Source organism: Arthrobacter sp. HLT1-20, assembly GCF_054510895.1.
The window spans coordinates 1-21,317 of sequence record NZ_JBTNDR010000009.1; the positions used below are offsets into that span (position 1 = coordinate 1).

18 protein-coding genes and 1 pseudogene are annotated in these 21,317 nt (G+C 60.8%); 15 read left to right on the top strand and 4 right to left on the bottom strand.

Features of this window, described 5'->3' with window-relative positions; all coding sequences use genetic code 11:
* Positions 1 to 298, top strand: a 298-nt coding sequence (locus ACX80Q_RS06900) for a hypothetical protein (RefSeq protein ID WP_459329789.1), incomplete at its 5' end; no start/stop codon positions are given.
* Between the two features lies 1 nt (position 299).
* On the opposite strand, the gene ACX80Q_RS06905 is transcribed toward ACX80Q_RS06900, so the two are convergent.
* Both ACX80Q_RS06905 and ACX80Q_RS06910 read right to left on the bottom strand, forming a co-directional pair.
* A complete protein-coding gene (locus ACX80Q_RS06905; RefSeq protein ID WP_459329790.1) occupies positions 300 to 1,310 on the bottom strand; it encodes a LacI family DNA-binding transcriptional regulator in 1,011 nt (336 codons plus the stop codon).
* A 1,482-nt stretch (positions 1,311 to 2,792) separates the two neighbouring features.
* Positions 2,793 to 3,917 (bottom strand): agmatine deiminase family protein, encoded by a 1,125-nt coding sequence (locus ACX80Q_RS06910; RefSeq protein ID WP_459329791.1) that lies wholly within the window; start codon positions 3,915 to 3,917, stop codon positions 2,793 to 2,795.
* Positions 3,918 to 4,320: 403 nt separating this feature from the next.
* On the opposite strand from ACX80Q_RS06910, the gene ACX80Q_RS06915 reads away from it, so the two are divergent.
* Entirely contained in the window at positions 4,321 to 4,554 is a 234-nt protein-coding gene (locus ACX80Q_RS06915) for a hypothetical protein (protein ID WP_459329792.1), read from the top strand.
* Between the two features lie 516 nt (positions 4,555 to 5,070).
* Here the strand turns inward: ACX80Q_RS06915 and ACX80Q_RS06920 are convergent.
* Together ACX80Q_RS06920 and ACX80Q_RS06925 are read right to left on the bottom strand one after the other, a co-directional pair.
* Positions 5,071 to 6,012 (bottom strand): nitrilase-related carbon-nitrogen hydrolase, encoded by a 942-nt coding sequence (locus ACX80Q_RS06920; protein ID WP_459329793.1) that lies wholly within the window; start codon positions 6,010 to 6,012, stop codon positions 5,071 to 5,073.
* 54 nt (positions 6,013 to 6,066) lie between these two features.
* Positions 6,067 to 7,518, bottom strand: coding sequence for a purine-cytosine permease family protein (locus ACX80Q_RS06925; protein WP_459329794.1), 1,452 nt, complete (start codon positions 7,516 to 7,518; stop codon positions 6,067 to 6,069).
* A 140-nt stretch (positions 7,519 to 7,658) separates the two neighbouring features.
* On the opposite strand from ACX80Q_RS06925, the gene ACX80Q_RS06930 reads away from it, so the two are divergent.
* The 13 genes and pseudogenes from ACX80Q_RS06930 to ACX80Q_RS06990 form a co-directional block, all read left to right on the top strand.
* On the top strand, positions 7,659 to 8,669 hold the full coding sequence (locus ACX80Q_RS06930) for a LacI family DNA-binding transcriptional regulator (protein ID WP_459329795.1): 1,011 nt from the start codon (positions 7,659 to 7,661) through the stop codon (positions 8,667 to 8,669).
* A gap of 636 nt (positions 8,670 to 9,305) precedes the next feature.
* On the top strand, positions 9,306 to 9,911 hold the full coding sequence (locus ACX80Q_RS06935; RefSeq protein ID WP_459329796.1) for a TetR/AcrR family transcriptional regulator: 606 nt from the start codon (positions 9,306 to 9,308) through the stop codon (positions 9,909 to 9,911).
* A gap of 174 nt (positions 9,912 to 10,085) precedes the next feature.
* Entirely contained in the window at positions 10,086 to 11,159 is a 1,074-nt protein-coding gene (locus ACX80Q_RS06940; RefSeq protein ID WP_459329797.1) for an agmatine deiminase family protein, read from the top strand.
* Positions 11,156 to 12,136: a nitrilase-related carbon-nitrogen hydrolase gene (locus ACX80Q_RS06945; protein ID WP_459329798.1), complete on the top strand. Its 981-nt coding sequence runs from the start codon at positions 11,156 to 11,158 to the stop codon at positions 12,134 to 12,136. The genes ACX80Q_RS06940 and ACX80Q_RS06945 overlap by 4 nt, the downstream gene beginning before the upstream one ends.
* A gap of 82 nt (positions 12,137 to 12,218) precedes the next feature.
* A complete protein-coding gene (locus ACX80Q_RS06950; RefSeq protein WP_459329799.1) occupies positions 12,219 to 13,865 on the top strand; it encodes an ABC transporter substrate-binding protein in 1,647 nt (548 codons plus the stop codon).
* A gap of 1 nt (position 13,866) precedes the next feature.
* The gene (locus tag ACX80Q_RS06955) at positions 13,867 to 14,814 is read left to right on the top strand and encodes an ABC transporter permease (RefSeq protein ID WP_459329800.1); all 948 of its coding nucleotides are present in this window, start codon (positions 13,867 to 13,869) and stop codon (positions 14,812 to 14,814) included.
* A gap of 65 nt (positions 14,815 to 14,879) precedes the next feature.
* A complete protein-coding gene (locus ACX80Q_RS06960; protein WP_459329801.1) occupies positions 14,880 to 15,701 on the top strand; it encodes an ABC transporter permease in 822 nt (273 codons plus the stop codon).
* Positions 15,702 to 15,751: 50 nt separating this feature from the next.
* Positions 15,752 to 16,747 (top strand): ABC transporter ATP-binding protein, encoded by a 996-nt coding sequence (locus tag ACX80Q_RS06965; RefSeq protein ID WP_459329802.1) that lies wholly within the window; start codon positions 15,752 to 15,754, stop codon positions 16,745 to 16,747.
* A complete protein-coding gene (locus ACX80Q_RS06970) occupies positions 16,744 to 17,571 on the top strand; it encodes an ABC transporter ATP-binding protein (protein WP_459329803.1) in 828 nt (275 codons plus the stop codon). The genes ACX80Q_RS06965 and ACX80Q_RS06970 overlap by 4 nt, the downstream gene beginning before the upstream one ends.
* A complete protein-coding gene (locus ACX80Q_RS06975) occupies positions 17,561 to 17,881 on the top strand; it encodes a hypothetical protein (protein WP_459329804.1) in 321 nt (106 codons plus the stop codon). Before ACX80Q_RS06970 ends, ACX80Q_RS06975 begins: the two co-directional genes overlap by 11 nt.
* Positions 17,882 to 18,665: 784 nt before the next feature.
* Complete coding sequence (locus ACX80Q_RS06980) at positions 18,666 to 19,376, top strand: helix-turn-helix domain-containing protein (protein ID WP_459329805.1); 711 nt, start codon at positions 18,666 to 18,668, stop codon at positions 19,374 to 19,376.
* On the top strand, positions 19,366 to 20,163 hold the full coding sequence (locus ACX80Q_RS06985) for a hypothetical protein (protein WP_459329806.1): 798 nt from the start codon (positions 19,366 to 19,368) through the stop codon (positions 20,161 to 20,163). Before ACX80Q_RS06980 ends, ACX80Q_RS06985 begins: the two co-directional genes overlap by 11 nt.
* Positions 20,164 to 20,693: 530 nt before the next feature.
* Positions 20,694 to 21,203: pseudogene (locus ACX80Q_RS06990) on the top strand (transposase); the annotation flags it as partial.
* Between the last annotated feature and the right edge of the window lie 114 nt (positions 21,204 to 21,317).

Here is a 21,317-nt window from a genome sequence, read left to right on the forward strand (position 1 = left end):
CAAGGCCGTCAAGACGGCAGAAAGTGGTCAGGTCAGGGCTGTGGAAGGTAGCGTTGTTCACGAGGGCCTTGTGGAAGAGGGATCAGATCTAGACAATCCGATTCTCTCCCAAGGCCCTCACCTTGTTTCGGACCAACTCAACGAACTTCAGCTCACCATGCCGCGGAGCCCACTACACCCTCAATCCGGAAGAGCCGGTTATGCTGCCAATCACCAGAACACTGCCGATTTTGGGCACAGTAAACGTCATGGGGGTCCTTTTGTGTTGAAAAATGGGGTGTGGAAGTCCGCGGTTTAGGCTAGTGAATCGCTGGTGCCGAACAGGATTTGCGGACGGTCAGCTTCACCGGCAGCACCATGTGCCGAAACACCCGCCGTTCACCTTCATCTGCTTCTTCGATCCGAGCCAGGAGAAGGTCAGCCGCGGCATGGCCTTCGGCGATGGCCGGACGTGAAATCACGGTGACTGGTGCAGGCAGCAGTTCAGCAAGGTCGAAATCGTCAAAGCAAAGAAAGGAAAGGTTCTCTGGAATGGAGACACCGGCCGCATGGAAGGCCAGCAGGGCTCCTTGGGCCATCGTATTGTTGCCGACGAACACTGCCGTAATGCCTGTGTCAGCATCCATTAGTTCACACGCGGCCTGGTGCCCAAATGCCCTCGTGAACTCACCGATCTTGGTGTCCTCCCCCTTGACGTCAACACCAGCTGCGGAGAGAACGTCCAGGAACTCTGTGTGCCTGACTTGGCCGGGGAGTGTTTCCTGCCGACCGCTGATGATGCCAATCCGGCGGTGCCCCAGCGATAGGAGGTGCTCGGCCGCCATTCGGGCACCGCCAGCGTTGTCAACATGAACCAAATCGAACTCCGGGTTCTCACCCACGGTCCGGTCGATGAGAACGACTGGTTTGCCCAGTTCCGCCAGCATACGGCGGGTGCGCTCGCTCGCCTCGGCCGGCACAATGGCCACAGCGTCAACGGCATCGATGAGGCCGCCCAAAACATCAGATTCGGCAGTGAATTGTTCGTCACTGCTGGCCACAATGATCCGGAAGCCCTTGGTCATGACACGTTCCTCGATGCCACGAACCAACGTGGCGAAATACGGGTTGGAGATGTCCGGCACAATCACGGCAATGGTGTGGTGCCGCCCCAGTCGAAGTCCGCGGGCACTGGCGTTGGGGCGGTAGCCCAGTTCGCCGATGGCCCGTTCCACTGCCGCCCGGTTGCGGATGTTCTCGCCCGATAACATGCGGGAGACCGTGGCGATGGAAACGCCTGCGCGTTGCGCAACATCGTGGATGTTTGCCATGGTGCGCGCTCTCCTTTGAGTCGTATGAAGTTTCTTCCCTGCCGGGAATTCCAGGGTTCCGGAACGTTGCGTGAGTAGGATCACGCTCCGCTTGAATTACTGTAAACGTTTTCAGTTTGGATTGCAAGAGGTCGGGTTGACTCATGGAAGACCTCGGCGTAGCCGTATACGTTGCCTGGGATTGCCCCGGCTTTGCTCGACCCGGAGCCAACTGAAGCGGGGGGCGGGCCCAAACGTGATGTTCGAGCTGATTTGCCTCGAGTCTGGAACTGGCCGGATCTGGGAGAAGAACCAAGTCCTGTTGCAAATGTCTAGATCAAGGCGACTGTATTCGTGAACCTTTGATCGTCGGGCCGGAATAGGCGTCGCAAATGGTGCGCCCCAACTAATCTTGCGCAGCATCACCGGCCGGAGTGATAGAAGCCGGCGATCCAGAATTGAGGGTGTAGTTTCGGCCCCAGGGTGCTGAAGTCGACGAATGGTCGGGCAACGTTTCCGGTGAGGCAGCGGTCGGGCAGGGGTTCCCGCCACGTCATACAAAACTCATGCTTTTGAAGGCAGAACAGCCACTATTTAGTATCTTGCATTGTTGCAATAGCGCCATGTAAAAAAAGTTCAAAAGGGCCTATCGGCGGCTCTGAATGGCTCGTTGACCAGCTAGCGGGGTCCATAAACAGTTGATACCTGCCGATAGGTGCCTGACTTCGAGCATGCTCTGACCTGCAGTAACAATTTTCATTGCTAGTTAAGTAGTGCGATTCTTCTAGCTGTTCAGCCGGACTGTTTCGGTTCGAAAGTCCCCGAGTACTGGGTAGAACCGCGTCGTTGCAGTTTCCTCTGCCAGTGTTGGTGCCGGCCAGGCATGTGCGCGGGCACAGAGGTTGGGGGCGATAAGCGGGGGGAGGGAGAACGTAGAGGAAGTCCCATCTGCTGCTAACTCTGGCGGCGATAACACCAACATCCCGCCCAGCACGTCCACGACAGGTCCCGTGGCGACACCTTACAAACGCGACGGCCGAACCAGTTCCAGCCCATGAGCGGGCGGAAGAGATCATCGACGTCGTGTGTTTGGATGCGGCTGTCACCAGTGCTCGGGACATCAGCCATTCCATGCTGGCGGGGCAAAATCACCCCTGGCACTGTGGTCAACTGGGTTGACTTCTGCCCCTCAAGAGTCTGGTTGCTCAGCTTGCCCTTGTTTGTCGGCGGGCACGCTGAGCGACCGGGTCCGCACGGACATCTCCCAACGCGGCGTTGAGTAGCTGAAACACAGTATCAATTCGGCATCGAAACTACGGTCCAGCGCGCAGGGTCTTCTATCGATTTTGCCTGGCCAGTCCAGCACGCATTTGTGTTCGCAGTTTAGTTCGCCAAAACGATCGCATTTCATTTCGTCGACTCACCAACTGCAGCCTGGCCGACCTGAGGGTGCGGTGTCTCGGCTGGGCCGTGGGGGGCCGGGGGTTGCCTGCCACCTGACGATTAGGCGGGTTCCTGCTGGGTGGTGCAGTGGATGCCGCCTCCGCCGGCGGCAATTCCGTCAATGTTGATCTGCACGACCTCGCGGTCGGGAAACAACCGTTGCAGGGTGTCCCGGGTCGACGGGTCCGTGGTGGGGTCACCGAACTCGGGAGCGATGACAGCACCATTGCAGACATAAAAATTGATGTAGCCGGCGGCGAAGTCGTCATTGGCGAAGGTCTCACGCACTTTGGATGGGCCTTCGAGTACCTCAACTTTCAAGGGGCGGCCATGCAGGTCCGTGGCTTGATGCAGGATGTCGAGGTGGCGGTGGGTGACGCCGTAGTCGAAAGAGTCCGGATCATTGTCCAGGCCCGCGACAACCACACCGGGACGGGCGAAGCGGGCGTAGAAGTCGGTGTGTCCGTCTGTGATGTCTTTCCCTGCGATGCCCGGCAGCCAGATCACCTTCTCGATGCCGAGCAGGTGGGCCAGTTCCTCTTCGACGTCCCGTTTCGACCACTTCGGGTTGCGGTTGTTGTTAAGCACGCAGCTTTCGGTGATGATCGCCGTGCCCTCCCCATCAACCTCGAGGCCACCGCCCTCCAGCACGAGGTCGGTGCGTAGCCGTTCCACACCGGCACGCTCCGTGACGAGCCGGGCGATTTTGGCATCACGGCGGTGCTCCTGCTTCCCGCCCCAGCCATTGAAGTTGAAATCGACGCCGGCCCGCCCGCCGCTGCTCTTCACGAACACGGGGCCGGTGTCACGCATCCACAGGTCATCGATCTCCGCGGGAACCAGCTCGACGTTCGTGCCACCAACTAGGCTCTTCGCAAGGTCCATCTCGCTGGGGCGGACCAGCATCGTCACGGGTTCGAATCGGGCAATGGTGGTGGCGATGGTGGCGAGGTTGCGTTGCACCTCAGGGACAAGCTTCGCGCCCCAGATATGTTCGCTGGCACCGAACGTCATCCACGTTCGTGCATGCGGCTGACCTTCCTCGGGCATCATCCATTTCCTCCCGTCCTCAGGTGAACCACTCGAACCACCAGGGCCGGATGGCGGGTTCGATTCAGTGCAGCCCGCCATCAACAAAGCACTGATGGCGGCCAGTGAAGTCTGCACGAATGTACGTCGCTGCATGTCATGTTCTCTTCTGTTGGGGCAGGATAATTCCGACCCGGTCCAATGCGCGAGGTTCTTCGCTCGCACCCGATGTCAGGAGCCAAATCCGGCTTCAAGCCCGACGCTGGATGACGACTAGGCTACTGCGATTCAACAAGCATACCTGACTAAATAATCAGTCAGAACATATGAGAAACATATGAGGCGTGGGCGGACAGTCGTTCGGCGCCCTGCTGCACACGAACATCCTGGATCGGCATCGAAGCGCCACTCGACCAAGGCTGCGACTGACGCTTGCACTCGGAATCCAGTGGGCATGGTCATATGAAACGCCGCCACTGCTGTCTTGTCCAGCTAGTCTCGATTAAGTTTGAGGCAAAAGCTACCCGCCCCACAGTCGTTCAGCGGCACTAAACCCCGAGTGTCCAGCAAACAGGGCGGTCCCACGTCCGCCGAAAACGCCAAGGGGATCACCACCGTTGGATGGCAACATCCAGTTTTGCCGGCAGCGGAGGCATCGGGCCATTTTGTCGGGGTCGGCATGCTCGCCGGGATGGTTCTGCTCATCATTGCCCGCTGCAGGGTGTTGAACAACAAGGTTGATGAAGACACCGTTGTCGTGTACTGCCGTCGCACCCCCTATTCCGTTCTGTAACCTAGCTGCTGTTGTTGGACAGCCAGTTGATCAATTCGTTGATCGAATTGATCCCAGCCGAGTCGCTCGCGCTGGGGGCGACCCGGCTCCCGTTCCGCCGCAGAAATCTCCGGCAGATCGGCAGCTTAACGCCGGCCTTGGCGCGCCCTTAGGGTCAGGATTCCTTCTTCTGCAGGGAGGTCGAGGGGGGCCTTTAAAGGCTGCGCAGTCCCTTCAGTGCCGGCGAACGTGTTCATGTATTCCGCCTTCGATCAAAGATTGAGGGAACACCCGGATGTCGTGTTCGAGCCTGATTTCTATGACACTGCGGTCTTGAAGTTGCGTCCTTCAAGACCGCAGCTGCATACTGCAACGACAGGAACTGGGGCTGAACGTATGAGCGGACCTCGTTTACGCTTCTGGGCTACACATTTCGCCCACGGGCCGCGCTGGGCCACAAGGGATTATTGTCCTTGTGTTCCTGCTGGCCATCAGTCCACGGGCATTGAGAAGGAATTGCTTGATAGCCATACCCTCTCAGGCGGGTTGGGTGAGTGCTGCGTAGCTGTCGGGGCGGCGTGTTGCCAGGAGGGGGAATAGCTCGAGCCAGTCGCGGCGCTGATCGAGGTCGAGATCGGCGATGAGGACGGCGTCACGGTCCCGTGGTGCGGAGACAAGGACGCGCCCATACGGGTCGGAGATGAATGATGATCCGTAGAAGGTGATTAGCCCTTCGCTTCCCCACCTGTTGGGAACGACCATGAACGTGCCGTTGGTGATGCCGTGGCCCACAATGACGTGCTGCCACAGGGGCTGGGTGTCGAAGTCTGGGTGATCCGGCTCCGAACCGATCGCCGTCGGATAGGCCAGGATCTCGGCGCCTCCGAGGGAATAGGCGCGGGCCACTTCGGGGAACCACTGGTCCCAGCACGTGGGCAGGCCCAGCTTTGCGGCACTGCCTTGGGCGTCGGTGAAGTCGATGACGGGGTAGGGGTTGGCCGCGGCTGGCCCGGGACGAAAGTAGTTATCTTCGTAGTATCCGGCAGTCTTGGGAATGTGGAGTTTCCGTGTCCTGGCCAGGAGTGCTGCGTCGGGGGCGACCAGGATGGCAGTGTTGTAGCCGAGCCCGTCCGGGCCGCTGGTTTTTTCGAACAGCGAGGCATGGACGGTAATCCCTGTTTCTGCGGCGGCTTTCGCAGCGAAAAGGTGGGTGGGTCCGCCTGGAATCTGTTCGGCGAGGGCATCGGCGTCGCCCGCTGGCCTTTCATCGGCCATGTAGCGTGAGAGCGTGAGTTCCTGAAGGAAGACAATTCTGGCCCCGGCGTTGGCGGCCGTGCGGATGCCGTCCAACAGGATGGCTTCGTGCTCGACCGGATCTGCGTGCCAGCGAGTCTGCACGGCTGCCACGCGCAGGGGGGCCCGGTTGCTTGGATCAACTCGTGCGGGCGAAGGGAGTTGCTGGGCGGTAATGAGTTCCATCGTTTGTCCTTTTGGGTAGGTGTTTTCGCAGGGGGAGAAGCTGTGGTTCGTGGATCAATGACGCATATGACCTTCTGCTTTGCTCATTTCGAACTCACGAGTCAGGTCCTTTGTCCGGTACAGGATGAGGTAGGCGATGGCGGCGACCGGCAGGCCGACAAAGACGGAGTAGTCAACGGACCCGGCGGCGGCGGCGATGAAGCCAACGAACGGCCCTGTGACCATGAACGGGACCATCGCCAGCAAGGCGATGATGTACGCGCCGATTCCCCGCCAGCCCCAGCGGCCGTAGATACCGTTCGGGTTGAAGATTTCCGCTACGACGTACTGGCCCTTTCGTACGAAGAAGTAGTCAACGAGGTTGATTGCGGTCCAGGGCGTGAACAGGTAGGCAAGGAAGATCAGGACGTTGCTGAAGAATGAGTTGAAGTTCTCGATCCCGACAAATTGGCTGATGGTGAAAACTATGGTGCCCATCACCAGGATCGCGACGACACGGATGGTCCGTGTCGGGCGGATGTGTGTGAAGGAGTCAACGATGGAGATCAAGGCCAGGCTTCCGCCGTACTGGTTGATGACCATGATGGACAGGACGCCGATGAACAGAACGGCGATGCCAATATGTCCGAAGCCGGGGAAGAACCTGTCTCCGAGGGCAATGAAAGCCTTAATGGGATCTTCGCCGGGCGAAACGGCGGCCACAATGGATCCGAGGACGAAGACCCAGACGGAGGAAATCACGCTGGGCGCATACGTCCACCAGAAGGCCGCTTTGACGCCGACGTTCGCGGGCAGGTAGCGCGAGTAGTCGGACACGTAGGGAGCCCAGCCCAGCTGGAATCCGGCAACGATGACGAAGACGGTCATGAACGGTGCCAGCTGGAATGGCCCCGGTTCCCACGCCCCTGCCGGGAGTGCATTTGAGCTCAGGGCAATGACGGTGAAGACCACCAGGATGCCAATCATGGGCCAGGTCAGCCATTTGTTTATACGGTGGATGACCTTATAGCCGTAGATGGCCATCACTGCCGCGATGACAGTGGCAATGAGATATCCCACTGTTGCATTGATGCCCGTTATCTGCTCAGCGGCGCCTCCCGAGAGCAGTGCGTCCGAGGTGTTGTACGCAACATAGTTGATGAAGGCAAAGACGAGCACCGTCACTGCCGCGCCCAGATAGCCGAACTGTGGATGGGACTGCACCAGTTGCGGCAGGCCAAGTTGCGGGCCCTGGGCAGAGTGAAGGGCCATAAACAACGTGCCGAACAGCGAGCCGAGCACCGTCGCAACCGCCGTCCAGAACAGTGACGCCCCAATGGACAATGTCGCAACGCCCGTGGCGATACCAACGAGATTGACGCTGCTGGCAAACCAGATCGGGCCAAGATCGCTGACCCGCCCGAAACGCTCCGAATGCGTCACGAAGTCTATGGAACGGCTCTCGATCTTAGAACCAGACCGGGGTGCCGCGGTTTCAGCCGATTGCAACGAATCTTCGATTGCCATGTGAGGAACCTCTCAAGAATTTGCGGGAACGATTCTGCAATAGTGTCAGTGCGGGAACGATTCGGCAATAGTTTTTGTTAAACTTCTCGCGCGGCCATGGCTCCTCCACGGGGTCGTCCGAGGCTGCTAGAGTCCAGAGTATGCAACCGCGATCCTCCGTCACTATCCTCGACATTGCGCGGGAAGCAAAGGTGTCCCGCACCACTGTTTCGGCTGCCTTGAGTAGTACGGGCCGGGTTTCAATGGCTACAAGGGACCGTGTACGTGCCGTGGCCACGGAACTTGGCTATGCGCCGAATCACGCCGCTAGAAACCTGCGCCGGAGCCGAACCGGGGCCATTGGTCTTCACCTGCCCGACCAGGTGACCGGTCTCGCGTACTACATGGAATTCACCTTCGGGGTGGTGGACAGGGCCAACCGTGATGATGTCGCTGTCGTACTATCGTCATCGGCCCATTCTTCGGTGCTTGCGGCAAAGATTACGGACGGAATAGTCGCTGTGGACCTCATTGATGGCGACACCCTTGTCGACGGTCTGACATCCCGAGGGATCCCCCTGGTGACCGGTGAGCATGGGAAACAGGCGGTCGGCAGCAATGCCGGAACCATTTGGTCTGACCACCACGCCAGTATGTGCGAACTGCTAGACCATTTGCACAGCCAGGGCAGCAGACGCCCGGCGTTCCTTGGCCCGGGCCAAACCACCGACTGGGGCCGCTCGCTACACCGTGGCTATGAAGACTGGTGTTCAAAAAATGCTGTGCAACCAAATGCCGCCGATCTAGCTTTCAACGCAACCGCGTCGGAAGTCCGGGAGGAATCGCTGCGACTGTTGCGCACTGATCCGCGTCCGGATGCCATAATATGCGCGCCGGATGGTTCGGCCATCGGCGTACTCACCGCCGCTGCCGCGTGCAGCCTCACACCCGGCGTCGACCTTCTCATCGCGTCCTGCGTCGACAGCCCTGTGATGCAGATGGCCAACCCGCCGATCACTGCCATCGAACTCGATCCGCGCGGAATGGGCTGGCGCTGCGCTGATATGGTCCTACGACTCATCCAGGAGTCTGGAGCCGGACCTTTGGAAGAAAAACATCCGACAACACTGAAGATTAGGGCGTCGTCGGGCCCCCTTCGAATCATTCGGTAGACGGGTTTGACTTCACGCCCAGTACGGCCTGCTGGGGGATTTCATCCTGAATCAGGCCAGCCGAACAGTACAGGTCAAGACTTTCAAGCAGCCGAGAAGCCGAGCGATCCAAGCTAGTGGAGGAACCTTGCCTTGGGGCTTAGATTTGTTGGACGCGAGGCGCGAATCTTTGCGGGCTCAAAGGGGCACCAACGCCGACACTGACCACTGTTCTCCCCTCGGAAGCACCCATGCAGTTCCCCGCAGTTGCTTCGCATTGGGGCACCCAATTTTCCGACAGCGTGCCCTGGTCTAAGTAACAGGAAGCATGAAACCCTCGATGAGTTTGTCCGATCTCGACGAACGTCTTGTCATGTTCCTCCCCGGTCGCGGGCCCTTTTGCCCGGCCGTGAACTGTTCGTGATGATCCCCACGGCACATGTGCACCCAGTTCTCCGGCATTCGAGTTGTTGAGGCCGATATCGGCACAAGGTGAGGCGATCAGCCACCTCGAGGAAGTCGACTATCCGTTGGCACTGGCCGTGGCCTTGCCGACCGCTTGAGCCGTCCAGTCCACAATATGCAGAAGGCCGCTGGAGAACGATTTAGAAAGGGGAAAATTCACCTTCCTCCGATGGTATCCACTAGTCTGAAATGGTGAATGATCGCAGAACACAACTCCTTGACGCAACATGCCGGGTTATTGCCCGGGACGGCATCCGCGGCCTTCGGATTGAGAACGTCGCGGCGGAGGCCAGCGCCTCCACGGCGCTGATCTATTACTACTTTGGCGACCGGGCCGGCCTGCTGACCCATGCGATGGAGCACATCAACAACCGGGCCGAGACATACGCCCATGCCGACGAAGGTGGTACGGGCAGGGAACGGCTGGCCTTGCAACTGCTCGGGGAGTTCCAAAATGACCCAGCCGTCCAGGAGAATTCCGCTGTGTGGGGCGAGGTGCGCGGTGCTGCAGTGTTCGATGATGGACTCCGCCCCGTGGTGACAGTGGCCACCGATAACTGGATTATCGACCTGGCCGCCCTGGTCGTGGAAGGACAGCGGGACGGCAGCATCGCCAAAACGGTGGAGGCCGAGGCTCTCGCTGTACGGATGAGCGCATTGGTCGAAGGGTTGAGCAACCGTTGGCTGGCCCGGTTGATGACCACCGAGGAAGCGCGCTCTCATATCGCCGCGGCACTGGACAATGAGCTTGCCACCGTACACACCGCAGGTCACGCCGCCGCCCAACCCTTGGGATAGCACCCGTCCCGCCAGACCCCGGTACCGGCCACGGCACATACCCCGACCCCAGTTTCCCTCCGGAATCTCCCCGGACCCCCATAGTCGGTCCGCTCTATCCACACACCTGCCCTCGAGGGATTTCTTTCGCCTAAGACCTTGACTAATTTTTTAGTCAGGAGCATGATTGCTCCTATGACTGTTCAATCACATAAAAAGAAGCCAGCCCTTGCCGACGGTCCGACGACGTGGCGGATGCCGGCCGAGTGGGCACCCCACGAGCGGTGCCTGATGGCATGGCCCACCCGGGCTAGCCTGTGGGGCCCCTATTTCGAGGAAGCCAAGGCTGAATATGCCGCGACAGCAAATGCGATCGGCCGGTTTGAACCGGTCCTCATGGTCGTCAACCCGGGGCAGGGCGATGAGGCCAGGGCCGCCTGCAGCGCCGAGGTGGACATTGTGGAATTGGCCATCGACGATTCGTGGCTGCGTGACTCGGGGCCGCAGATCCTGCTCGACGGGTCCGGGCGCCGCGCCGCCGTCGACTTCGGCTTCAACTCCTGGGGAAACCGTTTCCTGCCGTACGACCAGGATGCCACCATCAGCCGCCGCGTTCTCGAGGTCCTGGGGATCGACCGCAACCCCTCGGAGATGATCCTTGAGGGCGGTGCCATCACCGTCGATGGAGAGGGCACCCTGATCACCACCGAACAATGCCTGCTCAACGCGAACCGCAACCCGTCGATGTCGCGGGAGCAGATCGAGAACGAGCTCAAGGCGCGTCTGGGCGTGAGGAAAGTGATTTGGCTACCCTACGGCCAATTTGACGACACCCACACTGACGGACATGTCGACGGCGTGTGCACGTTCGTTCGGCCCGGCGTTGTGATCGCCCAGACATGTGAGGACCCGGCCCTGCCCGATTTCGTACGGATGGCGGCGAATCTGAAGGTTCTGCGGGAAAGCACCGACGCCGCAGGCCGGCCGTTGGAGATTCTGCAGCTGCCGCAATTCCCCGTCCATACCCTGCCCGACGGCACGGAAACGATGGTGGCCTACGCCAACTTCTATATTGCCAATGGCGCCGTGATTGTCCCCACCGGCGGGCACGAATTGGATCAATCGGCGCTGGAGACCCTGGCGCAGGCATTCCCCGACCGGGAGATCGTCGGCGTCCCCGGCAATGTTGTCGCGTATGGTGGCGGCGGCGTGCATTGCATCACCCAGCAGATTCCTGCCGCGATCCCCGCCTCCGGGGCCCAGCGATGAGCGCGGACTGCGGCGGGCTCGGGCAGATCATCGACGACGACGGCGAATTTGTCATTGTTACCTCGATCGATTCGCCGATGTCTTCGCCCGCACGGGCCGAGGACGGGACAAGGATCCCGGTGCGGGTTGGTGCGGTGCAGACTTCGTGGCATGCAAATCCCGCCGAGCACCGGGCCGTGCTGGCCGCCGGCGTCCAGCGTGCCGTCGATCGCGGCGCACAGATCGTGTGCCTGCAGGAGCTGACCCTCAGCCCTTATTTTGCAACCGTCCCGGACAATGCTGGGGCGGCCAGCCACAGCGAGGCCATCCCTGGGGGGCCGACGACGTCCTTCGCCCGGCGGCTTGCGGCCCGGCACAACGTCTTCATCCATGCTTCCCTCTATGAACACAGTGACACCGGGCAAGGATTCAACACCGCGATCTTGGTGGCACCGGATGGCACGGTTCTGGCGCGAACCAGAAAATTGCATATCCCCGCGTTTCCCGGCTACCACGAGGACCGGTACTTTGATTCCGGGGACAGCGGGTTCCCGGTAGTTGGTGCCGCCGGTGCCCAGTTCGGCTTCCCGACTTGCTGGGACCAGTGGTTCCCCGAGCTGGCGCGCGTCTACTCGCTCAAGGGCGCCGAGATTCTGGTCTACCCGACAGCAATCGGGAGCGATCCGGATCTGGCAGCCTTCGATACCCAGCCGATGTGGCACCAGATGATCGCCGCCAACGGCTTGGCCAACGCAACGTTCATGATTGCGGTCAATCGTATCGGGCACGAGGACGGGATCACGTTCTACGGCTCTTCCTTCATCTCCGACCCCTACGGGCGCACCATCGTGCAGGCGCCACGGGACCGCGACAGTGTGCTCGTTGCCGATCTTGACCTGGACCAGCGCCGCGATTGGCTCACCTTCGGGCTGCTCGATACCCGGCAACCGGCCAGCTATGGCACTCTGACGGAACAGGCCCCGTTCTCCGCCGTCTAGCCACGCCCCATGTCCGGGCCTTGATCGGTTCCCGGGTCCAAGACCACAGATATGCTCCAGTCCAATTTCTCATAAGGGGTCAATGATGATCACCAAGGTTCGACTTAGGATTACGGCCGTGGCCGCCTGCGCGGGTATCCTGCTGGCAGGATGTTCCGGACGGCCAGAGACTGTCCCAGCCACCAGCAACAGCGCGGATTTTCTTAAACTTCAGGCCACAACACCGGCGGCCTCGGGGTCGGTGGACAAGGCAACCTGGGCGCTCTATCGCGACCCCACCACGATCGATCCGTCCACCGCTTTCGACTACCCGGAGAACACGGTGGTCTCCACCATGTGCGAATCCCTCTTGCGGCAGCAGCCGGACGGGACGATTGCCCCGGGCCTGGCCAGCGAATACCACTACATCTCGCCAACCACCCTCGTGCTGACGTTGCGAGCGGGCGTTCGTTTCTGGGACGGCCAGCCCGTCACTGCGGCGGATGTCGTGTTCAGTCTCCAACGCAACATGGATCCGAAGGGCGGGGGTTTCTACGCCACCGTGCTCAACCGAATCAAATCAGTCACGGCCGACGGGCCCAACACCGTGACCCTGACCCTGAACAGCCCCGACTATTGGCTCCCGGGCGAGCTGGCAGCGATGCCCGGTGTGGTCATTGAGGAAGACTATGCGCGCAGCCAGGGGGCCGACTACGGAACACCGGCCGGCGGTGCCATGTGCACGGGCCCGTACAAGCTGGAGAGCTGGACAGCAGGGGCGGACCTGAAGGTCGTGGCGAACCCGGACTATTGGGATACTTCGCTGAAGCCGCTGACCAAGGAGATTGTCTTCCGCGGCGTTCCCGACGCGGCCACACTCACCACGGGGCTCTCCACCGGAGAAATCGACGGCTCCTGGATCAGCGACACCTCCAACCTGACCCAGCTGCAGCGGACACCCGGTGTTGCCGTCCATCCGGGTCCCTCACTGGAAACGGCCTTCTTCATTCCCGCCAACCTTTCCGGGGTCTTGGGCGACGTGCGTGTTCGGCAGGCGCTGTCCCTGGCTTTTGACCGGCGCAGCTTCATCAACGCCGTTTACGCCGGCAATGCGCTCGCCCCGAAAATGTCCACCAACCCGGGAACGTGGGGGTTCGCCAAGGACACGTTCGCGGCGGCCTGGAACACGGCCCCTGAAATTGGCCAGGATCTGGAAAAGGCCAAGGAGCTCATTGCCCAGGCAGGGGCTGCGGGAAAACCGTTGGTGATCGGCACCTCGACTGGTTTGGCCACGGTGGCCACGGAGGCCAATGCCTGGCTGGCAGCGGCCAATTCCATCGGCCTGAAGGCGAGCCTGTACAACGTCTCGCCACAGAACTACATCAACTTCTTCACCGACCCCAAGGCACGCGAAAACGTTGATGCCTTCAGCACCACCACCTATGGCGATTATGCCGACCCCGCCGCGTTGCTTGCCACGTACGTCCAGCCCGGCGGCAGCCAAAACTACTCCGGGTACAGCAACCCGGCGATCACGGCCTTGCTCGACAAGGCCCGGGCGGAGGCGGACCCGGTCCGTCGGGCGGAGGCGACGATTGAGGCGGACAAGCTGGTCATGGCGGAGCTGCCGTGGATCCCTGTCGCGCACCCCGCCTCGTTTCTGGTGCTCAACCATAAGTTGACCGGTCCGCCCTCCTCCTTCGCCTATATGCAGGCACCCTGGCTGGCCAAGCTCGGGGCCGTGCACTGACATGCGCCGTTTCATCATCCGACGCGGGGCCCTGTTGTTGGCAACGCTGCTCATCGCCAGCATCGTCATCTTTGGGGCCCTCTATCTGGCCCCCGGGGACCCGATCGCTGTATTGACCGGCGGGCGGCAGATCACCCCGGAGGCGCGGGCTCTGCTCAGCGCCCGTTACCACCTGGACGAGCCGTTCCCCTTGCGCTATTGGAACTGGGTGACCTCCGCCCTGCATGGTGACTTCGGCTACTCCATCGCCAGCAGGGAAGACGTGTCGACGCTGATTGCCCAGCGGGCACCGACCACGATCGGGCTGGTGGCGTACACGGCGCTGATCATTGTCGTGGTTGGCATCAGTCTGGGGATCCTCAGCGCCCTAAGGCCGGGTTTCGTGGACACCTCAGTGTTGCTGGTGACCACGGTGCTGGCCGCCCTCCCGTCGTTCGTTGCCGCGCTGATCCTGATGAGCGTCTTCGCGGTGACCCTGGGTTGGTTCCCTGCGCTGGGAGAGGGCGAGGGATTTGCCGATCGGATCGTACATCTCACCCTCCCGGCTATCGCCCTGGCCAGTTCAGCCCTTGCCTTGGTCGCCCGCATTACCCGTGCGGCGGTGCGGGCGGAGTCAAAGCGCGAACACGTCCAAACAGCCATTAGCCGCGGCCTGCCCAAGTCCGCGGTGTTGAGCCGGCACATTCTGCGCAACGCGGCCATTCCTATCACGACCGTGACCGGGCTGAGTATCGCCTCACTCATCGTGCTGGCATCGATCGTGGAACAGGCGTTCAATTTGAAAGGACTGGGATCTACATTGGTCTCCGCCGCACAGAACAAGGACTTCGCCGTGGTGCAAGCAATCGCTTTGATCATGGTCGTGGCGTTTGTCCTCATCAACAGCATCGTCGATTTCCTCTACGCCCTGCTTGACCCGAGGGTCAGCCTTGGAACGGCGGCCACCTGATGGCCCTCGCTACGGGGCGCGTCCCCTCCCCAAGAACAGTGGCCGCACCGGCGGGTGGATGGCGGATGCCGGGCCTGCACGGGGTTGGTTGGCTCGGGTACGCCAGTGCCGCCATCATCGCTCTCGCTGCGGTCATTGCCATTTTTGGGCCGCTGCTTGCGCCGTTTCCGCCGAACCAAAGCGATCTTGGTCGCGCGTTTGTCGGCAGCAGTGCCGCCCACCCGTTGGGGTTCGATTCCCAAGGCCGTGATCTGCTCTCCCGGCTGTTGGTCGGGGCGGGCTCATCGATGATGGGTGCCTTCGTCGTCATAGCCCTCTCCATCACGGCAGGAACGGTCCTGGCTGTTGTCGCCGCCTGGCGGCGTGGCTGGGTCGACAGCATCATCTCCTCTGGCACCGACCTGGTCTTTGCCTTTCCCGGACTGCTGCTGGCCGTGCTGGCTGCGGCCGTGGTGGGACCGAGTCAGTGGTCGGCGGCACTCGCGCTGGCTGTTGCCTACACCCCGTACATTGCCCGTATCATCCGCGGGGCGGCCCTGCGCGAACGCTCCCTGCCCTACATTGAAGCCCTCGAGGTCCAGGGCAGCGCCGCCTGGTTCATCTGCCTGCGACACATCATCCCCAATATTGCACCCATGCTCATCGCCCAGGGCACCATTCTCTTCGGCTGGGCGGCACTGGACCTGGCTGCGGTTTCCTTTCTAGGGCTCGGTGTCCAGCCGCCACAAGCGGATTGGGGTGTCATGGTCTCCGAGGGCCAAACCGGGGTGCTGCAAGGATTCCCCTCAGAATCGATGGCTGCCGGCACGGCACTGGTACTCGTCATCGTCGCCTTCAACATCCTCGGCGAACGACTCAACGACAAACAGGCAAGGGAACTTTCATGAACGGGCCAATAGCACGCACGACACCGGGTCCAAACACTCGGGCCGCTGCGATGTCCAAGCAGCCGCTAATCGCCGTCGAGGGGTTGAATCTGACGCTGGATGTGGCAGGTCAAAAACGGCTGGTGCTCCGCGACGTGTCCCTAACAATCCAGCCTGGAGAAGCGCTGGGACTCGTGGGGGAATCCGGTGCAGGGAAATCCATGACGGCCAAGGCCATCGCCCGCCTGCTGCCGGAGACGGCGGAGGCAACCGGTGCCATCAGGTTTGGCGGACAGGAGTTGCTGGGTTTGCGGGGAGAGGCACTACGGCGTGCCCGCACCGACATGGCTGTCATCTTCCAAGACCCCCGGGCCTACATCAATCCCGTCCGCCGCATCGGGGACTTCCTCACCGAACAACTTCGAACAGTCAACCGCCTCAATCATCACGACGCGACCCACCGGGCCCAGACGATGCTGACCGAGGTGGGCATCACTGACACCGCACGCCGAATGCGCCAATACCCTTCGGACCTTTCCGGCGGAATGCTCCAGCGCGTCATGATCGCCGCGGCGCTGCTGGGAGAACCAAAACTGATCCTGGCGGACGAACCGACCACCGCCCTGGACGTCACCACGCAGTCGGAGGTGATGGCCATCCTCAACGAGCTACGCCACGACACCGGTGTTGCCCTGCTGTTCATCACGCACGATCTGGATCTTGCCGCCGCCGTATGTGATCGCACCGCCGTCATGTATGCCGGCCAAATCGTGGAGACCCAGCCGTCTCCACGGCTGCACCACCACCCGTTGCATCCGTACACCGCAGCTTTGGCCGCCGCACGCCCCGATCTGGAAAGGCCGCGGCTTCGCCTGGCTGCGATTCCGGGCCGCCCCGTGGGGGCATGGGAAGCCGCGGAAACGTGCGCGTTTGCCCAACGGTGCCCCTACGTCCAAGCCGGCTGCACGGCGTCGGGGCCGGTTCCCCTCGATGGCGGAGACGACCACGCCGTGCGCTGCCTGCGCGCCACGGAACTCGCACACACACTGCAGGAGGTATCAAAATGACGGGCCCAGTGCTGACCGTGGAGAGCCTGAGCAAAACCTTCGGCACCTTTACCGCCGTCGACGACGTCTCCTTCGACCTCGAACCCGGATCCTCACTGGGCATCGTCGGCGAATCAGGCTCCGGAAAATCCACCGTCGCCCGCATGATCCTCGGCCTGGAACAGCCCAGCGCCGGGACGATCACCTGCTGCGGCAACGACCGCTCGCACCCATCGGCCTCTACCCGTGCCCGGCGCGCACGCGCACGCGAAGCGCAGATCGTCTTCCAAGACCCCTACACGAGCCTCGATCCGCGACAGACGGTCCAACAGACCCTCACGGAGGCCGTTCGTCTTCACGTTTCCCGGCAGGAGTTAACCCACACTCACCGGGTGCAGGAACTCGCCGACATGGTCTCACTCGATGCACGGTTGCTCGCCTCCGTCCCGCAACATCTCTCCGGCGGCCAACGACAGCGGGTATCCATTGCACGTGCCCTCGCGGCCAACCCGCGCGTCCTTGTCCTCGACGAAGCCGTCGCGGCCCTCGATGTCTCCATCCAGGCTCAAATTCTGAATCTCCTGGCGGACATCCGCGACACCACGGGGATCTCCTACGTGTTCATTTCACATGATCTCGCCGTTGTCCGCCAGATTACCGAACACAGCATCGTCATGCAGAACGGCCGCGTTGTCGAACGCGGACCAACCGACGATCTGCTCCGCAACCCCCAACACCCCTATACGCGTACACTTCTCGAAAGCGTCCCTAGACCCGGATGGACACCGAGTCGGCGCAGCAGAACCACCGAGAACACCAAGGAGCACACCGCCCATGGACAATAACATCCACTACTACCGACAACCGATGGTTACCGCGATCGGCATCGTCCTCGGTTTCGTCCTAGCATTCGCTGGCAAATGGGCTACCGACCCGGCGACGGCAACGGACACCTCCGACTACTTTGTCGGGCTTGGCATGCTCGCCGGCATAGTTCTGCTCATCATTGCCCTCTACAGGGTATTGAACAACAAGCATGACCAAGACACCGTTGACCTGTACTACCGCCGCACCCTCAAGATGTTCATCGGCGGACTGATCTGTGCGTTTTCCGGCGTCGTACTGGGAATCCTTCAAACAATCTGGAGCCACTAACTCATGAAAACGCTCAATTCCCTTGCCGGTTCGACACGCGCAGCAGCCATGGACACAACCCGAGAGTAACTCCCCGTCGAAGGAAACCGTCGCCCTGTACACAATGCCAGAACGGGCCCAGCCGCACGAAGGCACTTAGCTTGAATGGCCCACAACCGCCAGTACAGAAACGACTACCGCGGCCATTAGCCAAGATGATCCGATGTTTCCTCCGCTCGCAATCCGGGAGATTTTGGCCAGCGCGTTGATCCACCAAGTCTTCAGCGTGGGTGGTTCAGGACCCATGTTTGAGATATTTGAAAACCAGATGTAGTTCACAAGCCCCGGCATTTGGCCTTGAATGTCGGATGTGTGGATGTCTCTGCTTACATGCTGATCGGGATGAATCAAGAGTAAAATTCGAGGCACAGCATTGGTGTCTGACTGGTTTGGCTTAGGGTCGTGCAGCTGTCGGACGGAGTTCCCACCACGTCATACAAAGCTCATACTTTTGAAGACACAACAGCAGCTATTTAGTATCTGCCATTGTTGCAACAGCGCTATGCAGGATCGGGTCAAAAGCTATTATTGGCGGCTCAGAATCGCACCCTGATCAGCTGTGACTGCTCTAAACGCACTCTATTTACTCATGGGGGCTATGTGAGCGGCATGTAGTCATTCGGCTTTCAGCGGTGTCGCCTGTAACTGGGCGGCTGCCTCGCTCGGCAAATATAGGCATATCGGTTGATTACAATGCACCAATAGGCATATGTAGAATGGTTGACTATGGAGTACTGTTGTGTCTATGTTTCAAACTTGGATGACCACCGTGGAAGCTGCCGAAGAGCTAGATGCCACCCTGGCTATGGTCCACAAACTCCTGAACAATGGAAGCCTGCTTGTCGCCGGCCGTGCTGGACGCTCGATCCTTATCGACAGTGCGTCAATCCAGCGGTATAAGAACCGGCGCACCCTGATGGGGCGAAGCTGGAATGCCACGACGGCCTGGGCTGCTCTCAAGATTATCGAAGGCGGAACCCCGCGCTGGATTGACGCGACGGCCCGCTACCGACTCAAGCAGCGCCTCAAAATCATGGACACAGCTGAGCTGGCGGCCGCCGTGGGCACCAAAGACCAGGTGAAGCGCTACCGCATTGCACCCTCCGGCATCCCCCGTGCCGCAGACTACTTCCTGCCTACCGGAACAACGGCACTGAACGATTCAGAAGTTGCGGATCGCTTCGGGCTGGCCGCCGGACGGACCGATGTTCTGGAAGGCTATCTCGACACAGTCAGAGCATCGATGATTGTCAACGGGCTGTCCTTGGTGGAGGACCCTGCCGGGAATATCATCATGCACATCGTCGATGACGGATACGCCTTCGAGGGTCCCTGCACGCCAGATGCTGCCATTGCCGTCGACCTCATGGAATCACTCAACTCCCGGGAGCGGGCCTCCGGCGAAAACATGCTCAAGAACATCCTCACCCAGTGGAAAGAAGCCCATGGCGGTTGAACGCGAAACTTGGACTATTGAGGCACCGGCCGGAGGCTGGACGACGCCTTGGCCGCAGTGCATGGAGTTGGCCGCCGCGATCCCTTCCGAACAGTGGACTCTTGTCGGAGGACTCATGGTTCAGCTGCACGCAACGGCGGCTGGTCTTCCGGTTAGCAGGGCCACCACGGACGTAGACATGGTGCTGCACATCGAGACAGAGGCCACTACTGCTCCCAAGATGCAGCATGCCCTCGGGGCACTGGGCTACGCGATCGAGCAGTCCCTCGACAAAGACGCACCCGCACACCGCTTCCTTCGCGGCAAGCAACAAGTGGATGTCATGATTGCCGACCACACAGCACCACGGAACATCACCAAGATGGCTGGCAGGGAGCCGTTCCAGATCGAGGGCGGCACCCAGGCACTCCGGCGCACGGTAAACGTGGTGGTCACCGGCAACGATGGTGCCCAGACCCAGCTGAGCATCCCCAACCTACACGGCGCACTTGTTCTTAAAGGTGCCGCCTTCATGACGGATTCCCGGGACCGCGGTCGGCACCTGGACGACGCTGCCATGCTGTGCGCATGCATCAAAGACCCCTACGCCATCGTCGAGGCGCGTCGCGGCATGGACAGGAAGAGGTTCAACGCCCTGTTTGGTGCGCTCGAGTCTCCGACGCACCACGGATGGATGCAACTCGAAGAATCGAACCGCCAAGCGGCACAAGACGTGCTTCGAATCCTGGCAACCGCCGACAATATGCCGGTGCTGCCGCCGATCGGCCGTTTGGGCGACCCCGCCTGATGCGGCCTACGAGGCCATCTCGTTTTCGTCGGCCAGCTCGTAAAACTGGTCGCCAATCAGGACTGTCCTGGTAATCGTGGCCAGCGGGTCGGCGGGTTCGACGGCGCCCCGGGCAGGCGCGAGAGCTCGGTAATACCGTCTGCGATCTCCCGTGTGCTCACTCCCAACTCATACTTGATAAGCCCACCACGACGAATCTGCCGACTGTGGTGGGCTCATTTGATGCTACATCGGCACAATCGCGGCGGGGGTTTTGCCTTCTGGCACCGCATTGTTGCCCATCACTGATATGGATGAAAATTTGTAAAGAGGCAAAATCCAAGGCTCTCCATCGCCATCACAAAGCTTAGAAGCTGGCTACTCCATTGCCTCTTCTGTGGTTCGCCGCGTGGAGCGGACGACAACGTGGGTAAGTGCGGCCGGGTTATCACCAAGCGGAAGTCCGCAGGGAGCGCCCGCTCGGTGCCGATGTTGAGTGACTCGCCTATTGCTGAGGTAACGAAGCTCCTAGCTGAGCACCCGCGACTTCGCGCCTTGACGGCCTCGGCCTAGAAATCACTTGGCAGTGTTTGTCCCAGACCGTGCGGTTCTTGCGTGACGGGTGGTTGATCCGGATGAGTGGTGCAAGAAGTGAGGCTCCCAGGGCGTTCCCCGGGATACCGTGACTCGCTGGCTGGGCCATGAACCCTTCGGCTGGCGGCCCACCATTCTGCTGATCAGGCTCCGCCGCTAAAGCTGCCCCGAATGCGGTCATGTGTGGCGCCAAGACATCACGAAAGCAGCCGAACCGCGGGCGAAACTCTCACGCCAAGGACTGCGCAGGGCGATGGAAGGCATCGTGTGCCAACACCTCACCGTCGCACGCGTAGCCGAAGGGCTGGGCGTGAGCTGGAATACAGCGAACAACGCTGTTCTGGCCGAGGGTAAATGGGTGCTGAAGGATGACACGCACCTCTTCAACGGGGTGAAAGTCATTAGTATCGACGAGCAAGTCTGGCGGCACACCCGCCCACGGGGACAAGTACGTCAGCGTCATCATCTTACGGGCTTTTTGGGATGAACCAGGAGTAAAATGACAGGCACGGCATGGGGCGCTGATTGGCGGCACTCGAGGCGGCGCAGCCGTCGGGGGTAGTTCCCGCCAAGTCATACAA

Coding starts and splice junctions, on each gene's coding strand:
- ACX80Q_RS06905 (WP_459329790.1), bottom strand. CDS start 1,310: ATGGCAAACATCCACGATGTTGCGCAACGCGCAGGCGTTTCCATCGCC.
- ACX80Q_RS06910 (WP_459329791.1), bottom strand. CDS start 3,917: ATGCAGCGACGTACATTCGTGCAGACTTCACTGGCCGCCATCAGTGCT.
- ACX80Q_RS06920 (WP_459329793.1), bottom strand. CDS start 6,012: ATGGAACTCATTACCGCCCAGCAACTCCCTTCGCCCGCACGAGTTGAT.
- ACX80Q_RS06925 (WP_459329794.1), bottom strand. CDS start 7,518: ATGGCAATCGAAGATTCGTTGCAATCGGCTGAAACCGCGGCACCCCGG.
- ACX80Q_RS06930 (WP_459329795.1), top strand. CDS start 7,659: ATGCAACCGCGATCCTCCGTCACTATCCTCGACATTGCGCGGGAAGCA.
- ACX80Q_RS06940 (WP_459329797.1), top strand. CDS start 10,086: ATGACTGTTCAATCACATAAAAAGAAGCCAGCCCTTGCCGACGGTCCG.
- ACX80Q_RS06945 (WP_459329798.1), top strand. CDS start 11,156: ATGAGCGCGGACTGCGGCGGGCTCGGGCAGATCATCGACGACGACGGC.
- ACX80Q_RS06950 (WP_459329799.1), top strand. CDS start 12,219: ATGATGATCACCAAGGTTCGACTTAGGATTACGGCCGTGGCCGCCTGC.
- ACX80Q_RS06955 (WP_459329800.1), top strand. CDS start 13,867: ATGCGCCGTTTCATCATCCGACGCGGGGCCCTGTTGTTGGCAACGCTG.
- ACX80Q_RS06960 (WP_459329801.1), top strand. CDS start 14,880: ATGCCGGGCCTGCACGGGGTTGGTTGGCTCGGGTACGCCAGTGCCGCC.
- ACX80Q_RS06965 (WP_459329802.1), top strand. CDS start 15,752: ATGTCCAAGCAGCCGCTAATCGCCGTCGAGGGGTTGAATCTGACGCTG.
- ACX80Q_RS06970 (WP_459329803.1), top strand. CDS start 16,744: ATGACGGGCCCAGTGCTGACCGTGGAGAGCCTGAGCAAAACCTTCGGC.
- ACX80Q_RS06975 (WP_459329804.1), top strand. CDS start 17,561: ATGGACAATAACATCCACTACTACCGACAACCGATGGTTACCGCGATC.
- ACX80Q_RS06980 (WP_459329805.1), top strand. CDS start 18,666: ATGTTTCAAACTTGGATGACCACCGTGGAAGCTGCCGAAGAGCTAGAT.
- ACX80Q_RS06985 (WP_459329806.1), top strand. CDS start 19,366: ATGGCGGTTGAACGCGAAACTTGGACTATTGAGGCACCGGCCGGAGGC.